The sequence below is a fragment of the Verrucomicrobiota bacterium genome, assembly GCA_016200005.1.
Taxonomy (GTDB): Bacteria; Verrucomicrobiota; Verrucomicrobiia; order Limisphaerales; family PALSA-1396; genus PALSA-1396.
This window is the reverse complement of record JACQFP010000024.1, coordinates 1-16,540: the sequence shown is the minus strand read 5'-3', so window position 1 is coordinate 16,540 and position 16,540 is coordinate 1. Positions and strand designations below refer to the sequence as shown.

Genomic DNA, 16,540 nt, shown 5'->3' with positions numbered 1-16,540 from the left:
TGATGAAGAAGCTGAACCATGTTCTGAGGACAGTCGGCAAGCCGACGAAGGTTTACACGACTTCGGATGGCGCGCGCCTGTTGGTGCTGCCCTACGGCGGCCGCGCGCTCGGCTTGTTCCCAGCGAAGAGCGATGAAAACTTCTATTGGACGCACCCGGCGCTGGAGTCCGTGAAGTCGGCCAGGGATTTCTATGCCAGCGATCAGTGGCACAACTCGGGCGGTGACCGCACCTGGCTCGCGTCGGAAGTGGACCTGTTCTTCCCGAACTTTCCGAAGCTCGACCCATACTTTCAGCAACGCTCGCTTGATCCAGGTCGCTATCAGGCGGTGGCAACGAAGAACGGTTTCCAGCTAGTGAACCGGTTGACCGTAAATCTTTCGCGGTCGAAGAAGGACTTGCGTCTCAAGATCACAAAAAGCTTTGGTCCGGCGGCAAATCCGTTGCGCCACGAGCGCGGGTTGAAGCTCCAAGGCATCGCGTATGCCGGCTACACCCAATCCACGTCGCTGGAACTCGTCGGGGCGAGTCGGCGAACGCGTGACCAGGTCGGGCTTTGGAATCTCATCCAGATGCCGCACGGCGGCGACCTTTTGATCCCGACTTTCAGCCGCTCCAAACCGCGCCAACTCTTTAGCACCGTGGGCACCATCCCGCCGCAGGATTTGATTACGACGGACCACCTGATCCGTTATCGCATGAGGCAGAAAGGCGAGCACAAGATCGGCATCCGCGCGGTCTCGGTTTGCAACCGCATCGGCTATCTCCATCGAGCCGGCGACCAGTGGGCTCTGATCATCCGCAACTTTGTCGTGAATCCTTCGGGCGAATACGTGGACGTGCCGTGGACGGAAACGGACGACTTCGGCTTCGCGGTGCAGGCGTGCAACATCAACAGTCAACTCGGCGCGTTCAGTGAATTGGAATACCACAGCCCCGCCATCGGCCATGGCACGGGTTGCACGCGCCGCGATGACGAGGCGCAGGTCTGGGCCTTTCGCGGACGGAAGGCGGAAATCGAACTGATCGCCAAAACCTTGCTCACGCCGACGCCGTGGGTAGAAGAGGAGGAATGAAAATCGTGTGTCTGGCGGAGAGAAAGGGCCAACAGCGTTTTGATTGCGGGGCGAGAATCAGTTTCGTTTCCTTCGTCAAATCGCTGAAAATCTTCAGAAAACAGTTTGAGTCATGGATGCCAACAGTGTCAGTCTGAGAACACCATGAGAGTTGATCTTAACGGTCAGGTGGCGCTCGTCACGGGCGCCGCCCGTGGCATCGGCCAGGCAATCGCCGACCTGCTGACGCAGAATGGCGCGCGAGTGGTGTATGCGGACATTGATTTCGAGACGGCGAAAATTTCCGCCGCCCGGTCCCCGTCCGGCACGGCCCTGGCGATGGACGTGAGCAACGAGGCACAGGTGGACGCCGGCGTCGCGCAAGTGCTCCAGCAGCACGGCCGCCTCGACATCCTCGTGAACAATGCGGGCATCAACACGGCGAAGCACCGGGTGAACATTGACCAATTCCCGCTGGCCGAGTGGCAGCGCATCCTCGATGTGGACCTGACCGGGCTGTTCCTCGTCAGTCGCGCGGCCAGCCGGGCGATGATTCCGAGGCAGAGCGGCCGCATCGTCAACATTGCTTCGGCCATTGGCGTCGTGCCCGCGCGGTTGCAATGCGCGTTTGCGGCGGCCAAGGCCGGCGTGGTGCAACTCACGCGCGCGATGGCCATCGAGCTTGCGCCCAGCGGCATTCTCGTCAACTGCGTCGCCCCCGGATCGACCCTCACCGATGGAACGAAGTCGTTATTTTACGGCGACGATGCGCTCATGAAAGATCGGGCGCAGCGGATGCTAAGTCACGTCCCGCTGGGCCGGGTCGGCACCCCGGAGGAGATCGCTCACACGGTGCTCTTCTTTGCCGCGCCGGAGAGCAGCTACGTCACCGGCCAAATCCTTTGCGTTGACGGCGGCTGGACGGCGGGCGGATTTTTCCGGGACTTTTGACCAAGAACCCTGAGCCACGAAATCTTCCTATGAAACGAATGACGATGAAGCAGATCAAGGCCCACCGGGTGCCGCGCGGATCGGTGGCGATTTGGTGGTTGGGCCAGGCGGGTTTCATTATTAAGACCCCGGGCGGCAAAATTGCCGCGCTTGACCCGTACCTCTCCAACTCCTGCAAAGCGATCGGCGAACAGCACGGCTTTCGCATGGATCGCCAGGTGCCTCCGCCGCTGGCGGCCAAAGACCTGGTCGGCATTGATCTCTACCTGATGACCCACAGTCACCAGGATCATCTCGATCCGGAAACCATCGGGCCCTATCGCCAAGCCGGTGGACATGGCCAGTTCGTCGCGCCCGCCGAAGCAATTGAACGTCTTCATTCGATCGGAGTTCCGGAAGGGGAAATGACGATGGTTTGGCCGAACAAGAGCGTGACCGTTGGCGACCTCACGGTGCGCGCGACGTTTGCCATTCCATTCGGCGGCGACGATCTCACCCATGTGGGCTACCTGGTGTTCGTTAAGAGCGGGCCGACTCTCTATTTCACAGGGGACACGGCCTACCATGACTTGCTTGCAGATGCCGTCGCGCCGCACAAGCCGGACTTGCTCGCGGCCGTGATCAACGGTGCGTTTCGCAATCTCGGTTCCGCCGAGGCGGCGGCGCTGGCCAAGCGATTGAAAGTTAAAGTTGTCATTCCCTGCCACCACGATCTCTTTCTCGACAACTGCCAGCCACCCCAAATGTTGCATACGAATCTCAAGTTGCAGGGTATGGGCGGCTCGTACCGACTGCTTGAGCAGGGCGTCCCATTCAAATTCGCGCGAACTTGAAGCGTGTTCAACCTCTGAAGACTGCCCGTCATGAATTAATGTTTCCTCACGATGGATCTAAAATATCGCCGACCATGAGCCAGAAGAAGAATGAGAAAGGTCGCTTTCAAGACCTCGCCTGGTTGCTGGACGTGACTGAATCGCGACAGCCTTTGAGCGAATCCAGTCCGGTTTGGGTCCGCAGCGCAACCGTGACTGAGGGGCCACCCACTCCTCATCCTGAGCGCCACCCGTACTGCGAAATCAGCATCTTGTTGCAGGGCGGGAGTGGCTTTTCCATGATAGAAAAAGAGCAGGTTCGTCGCGGGGTTGGAGAGTTGCTGCTGCTGGGGCCGGGACTGCCGCACTGGGGCGTGATTGAGAAATTTCCGTTGCGCTTCATCACGGTCTATTTTCTACCGTGGGTGCTGGTGGAGATGGGGCCGGAAAGCGACGGAGTTCGAATCCTCCGGCGCTTCACAGCACAGCAACCTGCGGCCCAGCGCGTGGTCCGTTTTCCACCAAGATACCGTGATGAATTCCGCCATCGCTTCGAGGAAATCCACCACGAGTTCTCACAACCGGGGTTCGGGCGGGAGGTGAGGTTGCGCACCGTGCTCATGGAGATGCTGGTGCGGTTGCTGCGCTGGGAACAAGCGCTGGGCCGCAATATCGGCGGCGGTGAACTGGAAATTAACTGGCAGCCGATCCTCAAGACTCTCAAGTATCTGCGAGAGAATTACGCCGAACCGGTTTACGCTCAAAAGATGGCTCGCGCAGTTGGGTTGAGTGAATCGCGATTGAAGTACGTCTTCCAACAGGCACTCGGGATTTCATGGGTGAAATACCTTCAGGGCTATCGCATCCACCGGGCGGCAGCGTTGCTCAATGAGGGAGGACACAACGTTACCGAAGCTGCGCTGATGGTTGGGTTCGACAGCCCAAGCCATTTCTACGTCACGTTCCGTTCCTTCATGGGGGTTTCCCCGAAGGATTACGGGCGGGCGAAAGACTCGCAGGTTGTGAAATGAACGTTGCCCTGAACGAGCGACGGCAGATTACCGGCGTGTTCGCCGGTGATCTGGTTGGTGCGCACAAGACAGGGATCGAGTTTGTTCGCAGGGCGGCGATGCAACCTGTGCCGCACTTATTCGACGTCGTGGTTACCACCAACAGTGGCTATCCACTGGACCAAGACCTCTACCAAGGCGTGAAAGGATTAAGTGCCGGCGCTCGCATTCCTAAACCGGGCGGAACCATTATTCTTGCCGCTGAATGTCGCGAAGGAGTGCCGACCAATAGTCATCTGGATAAGCTCTTGCGTGAGGTTTCCTCGCCTGCCGAATTACTAGCCATGCTGGCGTCACCAGGATTTCGTCGTCCGGAACAGTGGCAGGCCCAAATTCTTGCGCTCGTTCAACGCCGGGCGAATGTTTTGATTCATAGCAGACTTCCTGATGAAGTTGTTTGTGCTGTGCATTTGACTCCTTGTGCTGAGATTGCTGCGCTCGTTGATGAATGTCTGATCAGGTTGGGGCCGGACGCCCGCGTTGCCGTATTGCCACAAGGGCCGATGACCATCCCGTACTTGTCCTCGGAAGAGGCCGGCCAACAATACTCGGCTTTTCTACGAACGACAGCCCCAGCGCTACGCGCTACGTGATTCCGGATACCCATGCGCCGCGGTTTTTCCGGGCAAAAAGCAAAAAGTTTCCGTGCTGGATCGCCGCTCTTTCAAGGGCGATGTCCATAACACAACGACCAAGAGTAATACTCACTTTCTCAGGGGAGCCTTTTGGAAAAGTGAAAGAAATTATGTCGAAAAGCGACGGTTCGACATTGCACAGATGCGATATTCTCGCTGACATGTATTGGTTCAACATGCATCCCCTTCAAGACCACCAGATGCGGTATTTCGCTGCAAACGCATGAAGTGAGGTTATTGAATATTATCGACGGACATTGTCTGCAAAACTTCCAACAGCCGACATTCCGTATGCAGACAACCTGGGCTGAAGTCACTCATTTCGCTGGATTCGATTGGGCCAAAGATCATCACGATGTGCTCGTTTTGAACGGCACTGGAAAAGTCGCCACCGAGTTTCGGTTTGAACACACCTCGAAAGGCTGGGCGTTATGCCGCCAAAAGCTGGTGGGGTTTCCGCAGTTGGCCGTCGCGATTGAATCCGGCCACAACGCGGGCATCAAGCTGTTGGTGATGCTGGGCTATCGCGTTTATGCAGTACATCCCTGCAGTTCCAAGTCGTATCGCACCCTCAAACTGCCCAGTCAGGTATCGCGTTTTGATTGATGAGTGTTTCCGCGCGCATCGCGCGCACGCTTTTTCAATCACTGCCCGGCGCCGGCCCGAAACTGGCTTCCCCTTCTATGGGCGAACTCGTCGCCCCGCAATCGCTGGCGCACCAACCGCAAGCCCCGGCGTGGCGCCAGTAAGCTATCGATCGGGCAAAGTATCCGTCGCATGTCTGCGCCCCCAATTCAACCCCTTCCTGTGACACACCATCCACCTGTGGGTTGATCTGAGCCGTCATTACTGCGACTGGGCGCGAATTTACTACTACGCCCACAGGAAAAAAAGCCAGAGCCATGTGTGCGCGCTACATGGCCTGGGGATGCGCTGGTTGAAAATCATCGCCCCCAAGATCACGTCGGAGGGTCGCAAGGCCGCGCTCGATTTGCGGTTGATTGACCTAACTGCGCGCGACCATCCCGACAGCAAGGGCAACATGGCCGTGTCGCAGATTTACGAAATCTGGCTCGACACAGCGGAAAAGCGTTCGGCGCAACTGGTCTTCTGCGACCTCTCGACACCCAAGGAACGAGGGTTCTCCGTTTACAATGAAATGCGCGAGAAGCTCGTAGTGAAAGGAATTCCCGATCACGAAATCGCGTTCATCCAGGATTACGACAGCGACGCCGCGAAACTTGCTCTTTTCAAAGACGTGCGCGCGGGAAAAGTGCGCGTTCTCTTTGGCAGCACGCAGAAAATGGGTTCGGGCACAAACGTGCAAGAGCGGCTCGTCGCGTTGCATCATCTTGACGCCCCTTGGCGGCCCGCCGACGTGGAGCAACGCGAAGGCCGCATCCTTCGTCAAGGCAACACCAACGCGAGCGTGCAAATCTTCCGCTACGTCACCGAAGGCAGCTTCGACGCCTACATGTGGCAAACGCTGGAGACGAAGGCGAAGTTCATTCATCAAGTCATGTCCGGCGACACCAGCGTCCGGCGCATCGAGGACGTTGATTCCGCCGCGCTGACCTACGCCGAGGTGAAAGCGATTGCTTCTGGCAACCCACTCGTCATGGAGAAGGCCAAAGTGGATACGGAGGTTTTACGTCTCACGCGGCTGCAATCCCAACACAACGACACGCAGTATCGGCTGCGTTCGACGCTGCGGCGGACGACGGAGGAAATCCCCGTTTATCAAAAACGTCTTGCCGCCGTTCAAACCGACATCGCCACGCGACAGAACACAGGGCGATGCCTTTGTCATCGAAATTGACGGCCAGGAAATCCGCGACCGTGGCATCGCCGGTGAATTGCTCATTCGACACGGCGAACGTGTTCGACGGACTGGCGTGGACGAGCGCGTCGGGCGCTTCGCGGGTTTTGATTTGTGGATCGCTTGGGGATTGCAACTCCCAGCACTGCTTGTGAAGGGAGCGGCGACTCATCAGGCGAGCGTGACCGATTCGCCGCACGGCACGATTCGTTCGTTGGAACACACGGTTCAAACCTTCGAGGAAACCGCCAACAACGTGTCCGCCAATATCAAAGATTCGGAAAAACGTCTGCGCGACCTCGAACCGAAAATCGGCGCTCCCTTTGAATATGCCAGCCAACTCACGTCGTTGCAGAAGCGGCAACAGGAAATCCTTGGCAAGCTCGACCTCAATAAGAACCAAGCATCCAACCAACTTGAAGCGACTGCCGCCGAAGCGAACGAGGTTCAAGAGGAGTCGAATATCCAACGGGAGAAACCGGAGCGAGCTTCAAAGCGAAAAAACCGCGTTCACATCTGAAACCGCCGTGACCAACGCGCGCTCGTCACGGTTTGGTTGGCGCGCAGTCGCGCGACGCTTCCGTTGGGAGCTTGGCTCCGGTCTCTCCGCCTCTTCCACCATTCCGCTAGACGCTTCATGGAGGAAACGCGCCGTTCTCTGGCAGCCAACATCCCAACCGAAGCACCTGAACAATCATGGCGCAGCGCACTTTTCATGCTCGCCGTAGGGAGCGGGGTTTGATACAAACATGAAACCCGCCGGGGAAGATGCAGTGCGGATTTGGCCTTTGTGCGACGCCAAATTAACAAAGGCAGTCAATGACCAGGCACCTTGCACCAACACGTCGAGAAGGCGGTGAATCGTGAGCCGACTTCCGTTCGCCCGCATTGTCGCTGAACAGCGCGCCTGCTTTGAATATGAACTCCAAGGAATTTCAACACCTCTTCACAACTCTCACAGGTGTTGAGGAGCCATTCCCTTGGCAGAGGGAGCTCTTTTTGCGGTTTGAGAAAGGTGATATTCCACTGTGCTGCGATCTTCCAACTGGTTTGGGAAAAACTTCCGTTGTCGCCCTCTGGTTTATTGCTGTAGCCAAGCATCCAGGCAAAGTTCCGCGACGCTTGGTTTATGTCGTGAATCGACGAACCGTCGTCGATCAAACAACCGAGGAGGTGGAGAAACTCCGGCGTAATTTTGCCGCCGCCGGGTTGGATGCCACACTGAGGAATCTGTGCGCCATCGAGTGCGGTTGTCCTGGCAGTTAGCACGCTTCGTGGTTAATTTGCAGATAACCGCGAATGGTCGGCTGACCCGTGCCGACCAGCGGTCATCGTTGGAACCGTGGATATGATTGGCAGCCGCATTCTCTTCAGCGGCTACGGGGTGGGGTTCAAGACCAAGCCCCTGCACGCAGGTTTTCTCGGGCAGGATACGCTCATTGTCCACAATAGGGACAACGTGGATTTCACAACAACCCGCTACGGAGCGGTTGATTTGCGCAGCCGACAAATCAACCGGGTCAATTAACGGCAAAAGAAAGACCGCGGTCGTGCATACAACGAATCTGTGGATTTGTGTTTTTCTCGTCATAAAAATTTTCAAGCGGCTTGCACACCGGCGCCAAATGTGTTGTCTAAGGCTGTAGCTTCCTCTTCCAGCCCACCGCTTTCGATCCATAGCTTGATTGCTAAAATCGAATCTTCAATTGAGTATCTTGGTATGAAATTCAGAAGTCGCTTGGCCTTCGACATGTCAAACTCGATCTTGTGTCCTTGTGCCATGCTCCATGGAAATCCGGTCTTAATTTGAATGCCGGGAAAATGACGCTTCAAAATGGAGGCAAACGCGTGACCCAAAGTGGACTTGGAGCCGCAACAGTTAAAAATCTGGCCAACGGCATTCGGATGTTCCGAGGCGATAATGTGCATCCTGCCCACATCGCGCAGGTCAACATAATGACAAACTTCATCGAGGGAGAAATGCGGAATCTGCACCGACTTGCCCTCGTGGAGCTGCTGCGCAAACTCGCGCCAGCCGCGTCCCCCACCTCGGCCACCCGGTCCGACTACAGCCGTTAGGCGCAACACGACAACCGGCACTTGATACTGGTGATAAAACGTCAGGGCCAAAATCTCCTGCATCCGCTTACTGGACGAGTACAGGTCTTTCGGGCGGCAGGGGTGCTCTTCATTCACGGGCATAAGATCCGGTGCGTTAAACTTGGTCGCCGGATACCATTCGTAGGCGGAGATGCTGCTGGAGAGAACGAAATGTTTGATGCCGGTCAGCCTTGCATAATCAAGCACATGCGTGAGACCCATGATGTTGACACTCATCATCTGAACGGGATCGCCAGTGTCGCCGGGCAAGGACGCAACGTGATAAATCACATCAAAACGACGGTCTTTCAACGCGTGGTTCAGTTCGTCTCGATCGGTTATGTCAGCCTGGATAGTCTCAACCGGGAGCCGCTCTGAACCGCGGGACCGATTCAGCGTAGCCACCTGATCGCCTCTTTCCTTCAGTTGCCGACAGAGTTCCAAACCAACATAACCTGAACCACCGATTACGAGTGTTTTTTGTGCCATATTTTGCTTTCACCGTCTGTGTTAAATTAAAGTGATTCTTGCCAGGCGGATTCGAACTCTTTTCTTTGCGCGGCGCGATCTCTCGATCTCGAACTCCAGAAGGCGACCGGGAAGTTCTTCCCGGTCGCTTTTGTGTGGTGACTCGGCCGGCGCGGAGTTCCTCAAGCTCATCGGGCTAGGCTGCGTAACGCACGGGCCGCCGAGGGTGAGAGCGTGTAAGGACTTAAAGGGCCGTTTACCACTCCAATAAAGACTGTCCGGCTTTTGCTTGTAACATTGTGTCACAAATAATTATGTTCCACACGATTAGTAAGTGCCTCCGTCTGTGCTTTTAAAGCGCCACCGCTATTTGTAAATCGAACTTGCTCCATGATACAGTTATTCGCCGTGGGGAAGCCGCGGTCCGACGTGTCGCAACTCTTCCGTTCCGCCTATCCATCAATGTGGCGTTCCAGCACGTAACGCGTCTTCTTCACCAGCGGCGCTTTGCCGCGCAAATAGCTCCGCCGATAGATGGGATAGTCATTCGTGCTGCCCGCGCGGCGAATCGCGATTTCCCAGCGGGACGACGAGGCGTTTGGATCGTCGAACATGTCCTCGAATACCAGCTTTCCGCTCGGATCGGACACGCGGAAGTTGTCGAACATCTGGGCAGGCGTCCGGTTGTTGAAAAGCCCGACTGCCCCCGCATTGTTACTGCGGGTGATCTTGTGTTTGGTCGCTATCGTCTTCTGCCCGTCAGTAACCGTCAGGGTCGCGTCAGATCCAGTGACCTCCGCAACGACACTGATCCTCGACCCAAACCCGTCGGCGGGTACAAAGTCGAGCAGCGGGCCATAGCTGCCGTTAACGACCTCGTGGAAATAAACACCTTTGTTAGCATATATGGCGAGGAGGAAAGTGCCGGGATTCTGGTATCGGAGCATGATGCCGGCTTCCGTGTTGCTGTTCGCGTCTGCGCTTACTCTGACGTCCGCAGCCTGCACACCCTTGGCAACAACTCTGCCATTGTCAGCGAGACCCAACCTGCCGTCCTGGATTCCTATTTTTCCTGCCGGCTGATCCGGTGAGGGGAAGCCAACGAGAGTGTTGCCGCAGAAGTTCAGCGTGTAAGTTACGCCATCCAGGGAGGCCTTGGTAGTCGTCTCGACCACCGGAAAGTCGATCTCGATATCGGAGCCTCGCTTTAGGCCGTCGAAGACAAGGTAGCTGCCGACCCAGGAAGCACTGACTGATTTGGACGCGACCGCACATCGGACATCCCGGCGAGTTACCCACGCCGGCATACGGACCGATATCCTCTTTGCTGTCTTGTTCTTAATGACTACTCTGCCCTCGTGTGGCAGGTATGAATCGACGTCCAGCCATTTCGAAGCCCGGTTAAGCAACAGATTGACCTGCACGACTCCATCGCTCGTCTCCCTGACGATCCCCTCCCAGGCGTAGTAGAGGGCCTGTGACCCGTTGCCGGTGCAGCAGTGCATGATCCAGGTGTTGGGCAGCGTGTGCATGGCTCCATGGCCGACCCAACCTCCGATGTTCCGCTCGATCACCCGGTCGTCAGTCTCGGCAGGTGGAACGGCTTTGTGCGGCGGCGAGGCGGCGGCGAGCTTCTCAAGGAGATCCCTGCTCGTGAGCTGCTGTTCGACCAGTTGATTGCGGACGTAGCGATCGACGTCGTCCCAATAGTCGCCAACCCCGGCATCCGTCAGTTTTACGGCCAACGCGACCATATCCGCGATGGCGCAGGACTCGCAATACTGGCCGGTTCCGGCGTTTTCCGGGAACCAGCCGACCTGAGCGATACCGAAGTTTCGAGCGAACTCGTAGCCATTTCTCACGAACTCCTTCAGATCGGCGTCGTTGGCCACGATCGCGTATTCGAGCAAACCGCGCAGGGACGCCACGTGCGCGTGGAAATGACCCCCGAAATGCGCCTTTTCGGCTCCGGTCACGCCGCTAGGCTCAGCGCTTGCGCCCCACATCTTTGGCTGGCGCACGAAATTGACGAGCTTCCGCGTCAGTTCCAAAGCATCCTTATCGCCGGTCATCGCCGCATATTTCGCCAAGGCCCGGATCACTCCGGAATGGTACATATGAATGCCAAACCCGGCTTCGGTCGGCTCCGGGAGGTTCGCCGGGTAACCGGACTTCGGATAGCTGAACGACTCGCCTATCCCGGGGTCCGGGAAGTAGGCTATGTCGCCTTTCGCCCGGACGATCCCGCGGAGCCCCGCCACCACCTTCTTCGCATACTCCATCCAGAGAGGGTTGCCGTCGTATTGGTGCCAAGCCAGGAGTGCGAGCACCAGTCGACCATTTCCATACACGTTGGCAAAGTCATCATCGGCACGAGCCCAGGTCTGGTGCCAGGGTCGGCCAAGAAGCGGGGCGTAGTACAGGCCATCATCCGCGATCAGGGCCAGCGTTCTGACCATCATTCCGCGCTGGATATCGAGGCTTTGCTTGCTCCCGCTCATCAGGCGCATCATTGCCAGCGATTCGGCGAACTTGGGATTGTTGGTCGGCAGGCCGGTCGCATCGTGGTTCATGTAGGGCGGGTTCTTGGCGAAATCGACCGAGAAGTATAACTCGTAGCCATAATCCGGATCAAGCGCCCCGGTCAGGCAGTTGGCGGCCAGCGCCGCGCGATCCGCCAGGTCCAGCGTGTCCGGCACGGCCGCCTCGTAGAACTTGCCCTCCGGTGGCTGCACGAGTCGCTTGGCTATTGCCTGCTCCTTCTTGGCAATCTCGGCTTTCCATGCTCCGAGTTCAACGCCCAGCGCGGCAGGCCCGAGGGCAATCGCAATCACCGATACTCCGGCGATCTTCAGCAAATCCCGTCGAGTTAATTTTAGTTTAGTCATTATCAATTTAATTTCAGGTTTGATTCGAATCTAATCTTTACTTTGGTTATTAAAAAAACACATTATCCATCTCTTAACTTGCACGTTAATCCACCTACCATTCGATTAGCACCGGCGCAACGTATCTGGTCACCATCTTCAACGGCGCCTTGTCGCCCATGTATGAACTCCGGTCGGGCGGGTTCCACGCGCCTTCACCTTTCTTAGTCGCCGATATCAGAGTGTTGCCTCGGAACCGACACGTGTATTCCGCATTCGTATACTTTAGAGTTTCAACGGATTCCGACATCGGGAACTCTACCGTGATTCTCTGATCCCTGCCCACTTTGGAGAAGATGAGGTAGTTGCCCGCCCATTCCGCAGAGACGGGTTTCCCTTGTACAGAGCACTTGACCATCTTCCTGTCCACCCAGGCCGGGATCCGAACCTGGATTCTGTCTGCCTTCTTATTCTGAATCTCGACCTTGCCCTCGTACGGCAGATAGCTGTTTACGTCCAGCCATTCTGACGCTCGATTGAGAAGCAGATTCGCCTGTGCGACCCCGTCCCTGTAACGAACGATGCTGGACCACGCATAGTAAAGCGCCTGGCTCGAGTTACCGGTGCAGCAGCCCGCACCCCATCCTCCCAGTGTCATCCATTCCTGCTTCTTGGCAGAATCCCTCGGATATTTTGACGGGGACATCTTGTTGCACTGATCCGACCAGGTCTGGGCCTCGATGAAATGATTCCGGACAATCTGATCCACGTGATCCCAGTAGTCTCCAAGCCCCAGGTCGCTCAGTTTGATCGCCAGAGCGATCATATTGGCTATGCAGCAGGGTTCGCATGCCTCGTTTTTCTTAACGTTGCTGAATTCCGGGAAATACCCGACCTTAGCAATGCCGTAGAGGCGGGAAAACTCATATCCGTCGCGAACGAACTCCTTCAACCGAATGTTGCTCGTGGCTGTCGCGTATTCCAGCAGTCCGCGAAGTGTGAGTGTGTAGCCGTGGAAATGGCTTTTCCACCAGCCATGATCGCTCTGGACTATCAATGATGGGCCTGCCTCGGCTGTCCAGAAGCTCGGCCTGTGCATAATGAACTTGGTGAGCTTACCGGCCAGATCGAGCGCCTTCTTGTCACCGCTCATAATGTACCAGCGGGACAGAGCGCGGATTTCACCTCCGGTATAAATCGCCATCCACATATCGGCTGGAGGTTCTTCCGTGTTTCTCCAGCCTGATTTCTTGAGGTAGCTGAAATCTTCTCCGAGCCCGATTCCATCCGACCCTGACTTTGGGAAGTAGGCATAATCGTCTTTGTAGATAGCAATCTCGGCAAGCCGGTCCACCATTTTGCGGATCCGCTGGTCCCATTCTTTCTGTCTGTCTTTGTCCACCTGGTATCGGGCCATCATCGCCAGAAGGCATCTGGCCTGACCGTAAACGTTGGCGAAGTCTTCGTTTGCACCATGCCACGGTCGCTTCGGGGTGTATGGCGCATAGTAAAGCCCATCGTTTTGGATCAAGGAAACGAGTGCCTCGGTCATTCCTTGTTCAACATTTCGGTTATAATCGTCACCCGTGATCACTCGCATCATCGGAAGTGACTCTGCATACTTCGGGTTGTTGGTCGGTAACCCGGTCGATTCGTGCGAGCCGAGATGTCCGCCAAAATAAATCTCCCAGTTCGCGGACGGGTCGAGCATCTCTGTGAGCGCGTTCTCTGCCCACTTTGCCCTATGCGCAAGGTCGAGCGTGTCAGGTACCGTGGCCTGGTAGAACGCACTTCTAATTCCATTCCCTTTCAATTTCCTCGATTCCGCGGCCAGACAGACACGGCTGCCAACATTCGGCAAGCCACCAAAGGCAATCGCCGCCGCCGATACTCCGGCTGTCTTCAGCAAATCCCGTCGAGTTAATTTTAGTGTAGTCATTCTCAGTTTACTTTCAGGTTTGATTCGAATTTAATCTTTAGGTTGGACCTCAATGAAAACCGGATAGTCTTTGATCAGCACCCCCTCGATCACCGTGTCGTTGTCCCGATGAGTGATATTAAGTTCTTGCTCGGTTCCGTTCATAGGGTCAATACCCCAAGCACGCTTGCATTCGAGTCCTGGCAAAGTGACTTCCGTTTTCTCCTCAACTATGCCGTCGCCGGTCCGTCCTGGAATCCAGGCCGCCACAAGGGACTCACTTCCCCGCTTGAAAGTGTAGCATTCGTATACCTTTCGAGTGCCGAATCTGACAGGGAAGTTAACCGCCCGGAAATCATCCAACGCAGTAAAAAGGTTTCTGAATACATAATAAATTGGCTGAGGCTGGGTAGAGCTGATCGGGTCGGACTGGAAGGCATTGCGAAGAAGGTTACAGTCCCAGTCTAACTTGCCGCTCTGAAAAGTCTCGTTGTAGAGCGAGATCACGTCCATTCCGGAATGAGCTGTCATCAGTTGAGCCGAGTATTTAGCCTTCTGCATCTCGGAGACAACCAATCCGGAGGTGGGAGGAGGATAGGGCGCTGCCCACGTCCATTCGGTTGCCGCATACTGTCCCTTGAAGCCCAGTAGATCACACTCCTGTTTGAACTGTTCGAGCGTTTTCCGGTAGTCGGAGAAAATGGAGTTGCCTCGGTCGCCTGGGTCAGCTTGATAAAATGGATGCCAGCCAATCGCATCTAGCTGCGACGCGACGATTTTCTCTGAGGCGTTCTTCCAAGAGCCCTCTACGAGTTTCCATCCGGAAAGCTTGCCACCAGCGCTGTTGAACTGCTCTGACAAAATTGTGCGACCGTCTGGGGCGGCCACATGGAATTTAGCAAAGGTCTGGCGTGCGCCCAAGTTGTGGAAAAGACCTACGCCACCGGCATCCTGAAGGCGCTGAATCGAGTAACTCGTGGTCAAAGTTTTATTCCCATCAGATACTGACAAGGTGGCTTTAACCCCCTCAACTGCGGCAGTCAAATGAATGTTAGGACCAAATCCTTCCAACTCCTTGCGGGCGAGGAACGGACCGTAATTGCCGTCTATAACTTCATGGAAATACATGCCATTGTTCTGGGGAGCATAGTTGGCCAGGAGGAAGTTCTTGTCGTCCTTGAAACGAAGGATAATCCCTGCTTCTGCGTTGCTTCGCGCGGTTACGCCCACGGTTACGTCTTTTTCTTTTGCGCCTTCTGCCACCGCGATGGTTCGACCTAAGGTTACAAAGTTTCCGTTCTTGATCTCCGACCCATCACCCAGGCACGCGAGTATCGCTCCCTGATCGAAACCTCCAACGGAACCCAACATGATTCGGGCGTTTGGGTCAGCTTTCTTGATCACCGGGATTGTGGCCTTAACTAGCTTAACGTAATTCGTTATTCCACCAATTGCCGGCCCGGCCTGCCATTCATTACAGATCTCAAAATAGGCCACCCTGCCCTTGAAATGCCGAACCATGTAATCCACATACCTCAAATAGCCCGCCATCATCTCCGGGTTGTCCGTCGGCCACCCCTGATGGTCGTAGTACGTTTCCATCATCTCCCGAGTACGCGCTTTCTTCCATTCCACCTTCCGGGGCGGATTCCGATACAACCAGTTCCCTTTGTCTAAACACATGATCACGTTGACCCCGTTGCGCACCGCCTCCGTGATCACCTCGTCCGCCCGCCGGTCAATCTCCAGCTTGCCTTTCTCCCGTTCCACATAGGACCATAAATACATCCCCATATCGTAACCAACCCGCAGCCACTTGACCCCCAGGTCATACTGGATCGGCCACAACATGTCCTGCGTGAACCGGTCCATGCCGTAACCATAGTAAGTGGACGAGACCTGCACGCCTGAGCCACGCGAGACTAGCGCCAGATTGTTGCCTGCCGGATCCCTCACCTCCACCTCTCCAATGGAAAGGCCCTTTCCCCAGTTTCCAACTTGCTGGAGGTTGCCGGCTATGATCCAGATTTGTTTCGCACGCTGCGGATCAAAGTTAATTACTGACGGACCAGTATCTGGTCCGGTAAAGTTCTCATTCGTATAGACTGTATTCCACTGCTGGGCGTCTCTGCTTAACCGGATAGTCAACTTCTTGGGTAGAACCTTTCCCACGCGCCCGAACCCCGAAGGACCAATCCGGCTGCATACCAGCACAACTGACGCCACCGTGCTCTCGGCCGGCAAGTCAATCCGAATCCATTCCGGATTGGCATCGGCGGCGTTACCCCCTCTGCTCGACCACGCTGTTTCTGGATCGCCATCGATTAAATGAAGCGGCAACAGCGGTTGATCATCATTCCACATAGTTTTTGGTTCACGCGCCGGAGTAGTTCCAAACAGGCTGTGCTTTATTTCCCAAGATTTCTTGGGTGCCATTTTCAAGACGAGGTTCGTGTTGGCTTCCTGAAACACAGCCCCTGGCATTAAGTCAGGGCTGACACCATAAACATAGGTGTAGCCAAAGGCGTAGACAGGGACATCCCCAACATAAGCCTCAACGGTGGCATAATCCTCAATCGAAGGTTGATCGGCTGCCCATGATGTGGGCTGCCAGAGCATTTGGCACAGCACGAGGATAAAAAGAGGCCTTTGGTCGATCATTTTAGTCATAGTCTTTAACATTATCACATTCGCAGTACCGATTTTGCTTCCAGTTGCACCAGAAATGTCACTCGGCAACACCAGTTCTATTTGACCGTCCTGACCCAGATCACCAAACGCCAGACCCGTGAGGCTGTTGCAAAACCTTGGCGCTGTTTCTTCCTCTCCCCACGACGCAGGAGTG

At 55.8% G+C, this 16,540-nt stretch carries 14 protein-coding genes; 10 read left to right on the top strand and 4 right to left on the bottom strand.

Features of this window, described 5'->3' with window-relative positions; translation table 11 throughout:
• The first annotated feature begins 2 nt into the window (after nt 1-2).
• The 10 genes from HY298_08935 to HY298_08890 all read left to right on the top strand — a co-directional run bounded on the left by HY298_08935 (nt 3) and on the right by HY298_08890 (nt 7,870).
• Nucleotides 3-1,076, top strand: a complete 1,074-nt coding sequence (locus HY298_08935; GenBank protein ID MBI3850399.1) for a hypothetical protein — start codon at nt 3-5, stop codon at nt 1,074-1,076.
• 144 nt (nt 1,077-1,220) lie between these two features.
• Nucleotides 1,221-2,006 (top strand): SDR family oxidoreductase, encoded by a 786-nt coding sequence (locus HY298_08930; GenBank protein ID MBI3850398.1) that lies wholly within the window; start codon nt 1,221-1,223, stop codon nt 2,004-2,006.
• Nucleotides 2,007-2,035: 29 nt separating this feature from the next.
• Nucleotides 2,036-2,839: an MBL fold metallo-hydrolase gene (locus HY298_08925; protein MBI3850397.1), complete on the top strand. Its 804-nt coding sequence runs from the start codon at nt 2,036-2,038 to the stop codon at nt 2,837-2,839.
• Nucleotides 2,840-2,913: 74 nt separating this feature from the next.
• A complete protein-coding gene (locus HY298_08920) occupies nt 2,914-3,849 on the top strand; it encodes a helix-turn-helix transcriptional regulator (protein ID MBI3850396.1) in 936 nt (311 codons plus the stop codon).
• Nucleotides 3,846-4,481 (top strand): hypothetical protein, encoded by a 636-nt coding sequence (locus HY298_08915; GenBank protein MBI3850395.1) that lies wholly within the window; start codon nt 3,846-3,848, stop codon nt 4,479-4,481. Before HY298_08920 ends, HY298_08915 begins: the two co-directional genes overlap by 4 nt.
• A 333-nt stretch (nt 4,482-4,814) precedes the next feature.
• Nucleotides 4,815-5,129: a transposase gene (locus tag HY298_08910; GenBank protein ID MBI3850394.1), complete on the top strand. Its 315-nt coding sequence runs from the start codon at nt 4,815-4,817 to the stop codon at nt 5,127-5,129.
• A gap of 322 nt (nt 5,130-5,451) precedes the next feature.
• Nucleotides 5,452-6,342, top strand: a complete 891-nt coding sequence (locus tag HY298_08905) for a hypothetical protein (GenBank protein ID MBI3850393.1) — start codon at nt 5,452-5,454, stop codon at nt 6,340-6,342.
• Entirely contained in the window at nt 6,275-6,862 is a 588-nt protein-coding gene (locus HY298_08900; protein ID MBI3850392.1) for a hypothetical protein, read from the top strand. The genes HY298_08905 and HY298_08900 overlap by 68 nt, the downstream gene beginning before the upstream one ends.
• A gap of 398 nt (nt 6,863-7,260) precedes the next feature.
• Nucleotides 7,261-7,608 carry a DEAD/DEAH box helicase family protein gene (locus HY298_08895; GenBank protein MBI3850391.1) on the top strand — a complete coding sequence of 116 codons (348 nt, stop codon included), beginning with the start codon at nt 7,261-7,263 and terminating at the stop codon, nt 7,606-7,608.
• 82 nt (nt 7,609-7,690) lie between these two features.
• Entirely contained in the window at nt 7,691-7,870 is a 180-nt protein-coding gene (locus HY298_08890; GenBank protein MBI3850390.1) for a hypothetical protein, read from the top strand.
• Nucleotides 7,871-7,941: 71 nt separating this feature from the next.
• Here HY298_08890 and HY298_08885 read toward each other — a convergent pair whose 3' ends face one another.
• The 4 genes from HY298_08885 to HY298_08870 form a co-directional block, all read right to left on the bottom strand.
• The gene (locus HY298_08885) at nt 7,942-8,931 is read right to left on the bottom strand and encodes an NAD(P)-dependent oxidoreductase (GenBank protein ID MBI3850389.1); all 990 of its coding nucleotides are present in this window, start codon (nt 8,929-8,931) and stop codon (nt 7,942-7,944) included.
• A 431-nt stretch (nt 8,932-9,362) separates the two neighbouring features.
• The gene (locus HY298_08880) at nt 9,363-11,798 is read right to left on the bottom strand and encodes a hypothetical protein (GenBank protein MBI3850388.1); all 2,436 of its coding nucleotides are present in this window, start codon (nt 11,796-11,798) and stop codon (nt 9,363-9,365) included.
• Between the two features lie 94 nt (nt 11,799-11,892).
• Complete coding sequence (locus HY298_08875; GenBank protein ID MBI3850387.1) at nt 11,893-13,716, bottom strand: glycoside hydrolase family 127 protein; 1,824 nt, start codon at nt 13,714-13,716, stop codon at nt 11,893-11,895.
• A 30-nt stretch (nt 13,717-13,746) separates the two neighbouring features.
• On the bottom strand, nt 13,747-16,540 hold a 2,794-nt coding region (locus HY298_08870; GenBank protein ID MBI3850386.1), incomplete at its 5' end, for a discoidin domain-containing protein.

Coding starts and splice junctions, on each gene's coding strand:
- HY298_08935 (MBI3850399.1), top strand. CDS start 3: ATGAAGAAGCTGAACCATGTTCTGAGGACAGTCGGCAAGCCGACGAAG.
- HY298_08930 (MBI3850398.1), top strand. CDS start 1,221: ATGAGAGTTGATCTTAACGGTCAGGTGGCGCTCGTCACGGGCGCCGCC.
- HY298_08925 (MBI3850397.1), top strand. CDS start 2,036: ATGAAACGAATGACGATGAAGCAGATCAAGGCCCACCGGGTGCCGCGC.
- HY298_08920 (MBI3850396.1), top strand. CDS start 2,914: ATGAGCCAGAAGAAGAATGAGAAAGGTCGCTTTCAAGACCTCGCCTGG.
- HY298_08915 (MBI3850395.1), top strand. CDS start 3,846: ATGAACGTTGCCCTGAACGAGCGACGGCAGATTACCGGCGTGTTCGCC.
- HY298_08910 (MBI3850394.1), top strand. CDS start 4,815: ATGCAGACAACCTGGGCTGAAGTCACTCATTTCGCTGGATTCGATTGG.
- HY298_08905 (MBI3850393.1), top strand. CDS start 5,452: ATGCGCTGGTTGAAAATCATCGCCCCCAAGATCACGTCGGAGGGTCGC.
- HY298_08895 (MBI3850391.1), top strand. CDS start 7,261: ATGAACTCCAAGGAATTTCAACACCTCTTCACAACTCTCACAGGTGTT.
- HY298_08890 (MBI3850390.1), top strand. CDS start 7,691: ATGATTGGCAGCCGCATTCTCTTCAGCGGCTACGGGGTGGGGTTCAAG.
- HY298_08885 (MBI3850389.1), bottom strand. CDS start 8,931: ATGGCACAAAAAACACTCGTAATCGGTGGTTCAGGTTATGTTGGTTTG.
- HY298_08880 (MBI3850388.1), bottom strand. CDS start 11,798: ATGACTAAACTAAAATTAACTCGACGGGATTTGCTGAAGATCGCCGGA.
- HY298_08875 (MBI3850387.1), bottom strand. CDS start 13,716: ATGACTACACTAAAATTAACTCGACGGGATTTGCTGAAGACAGCCGGA.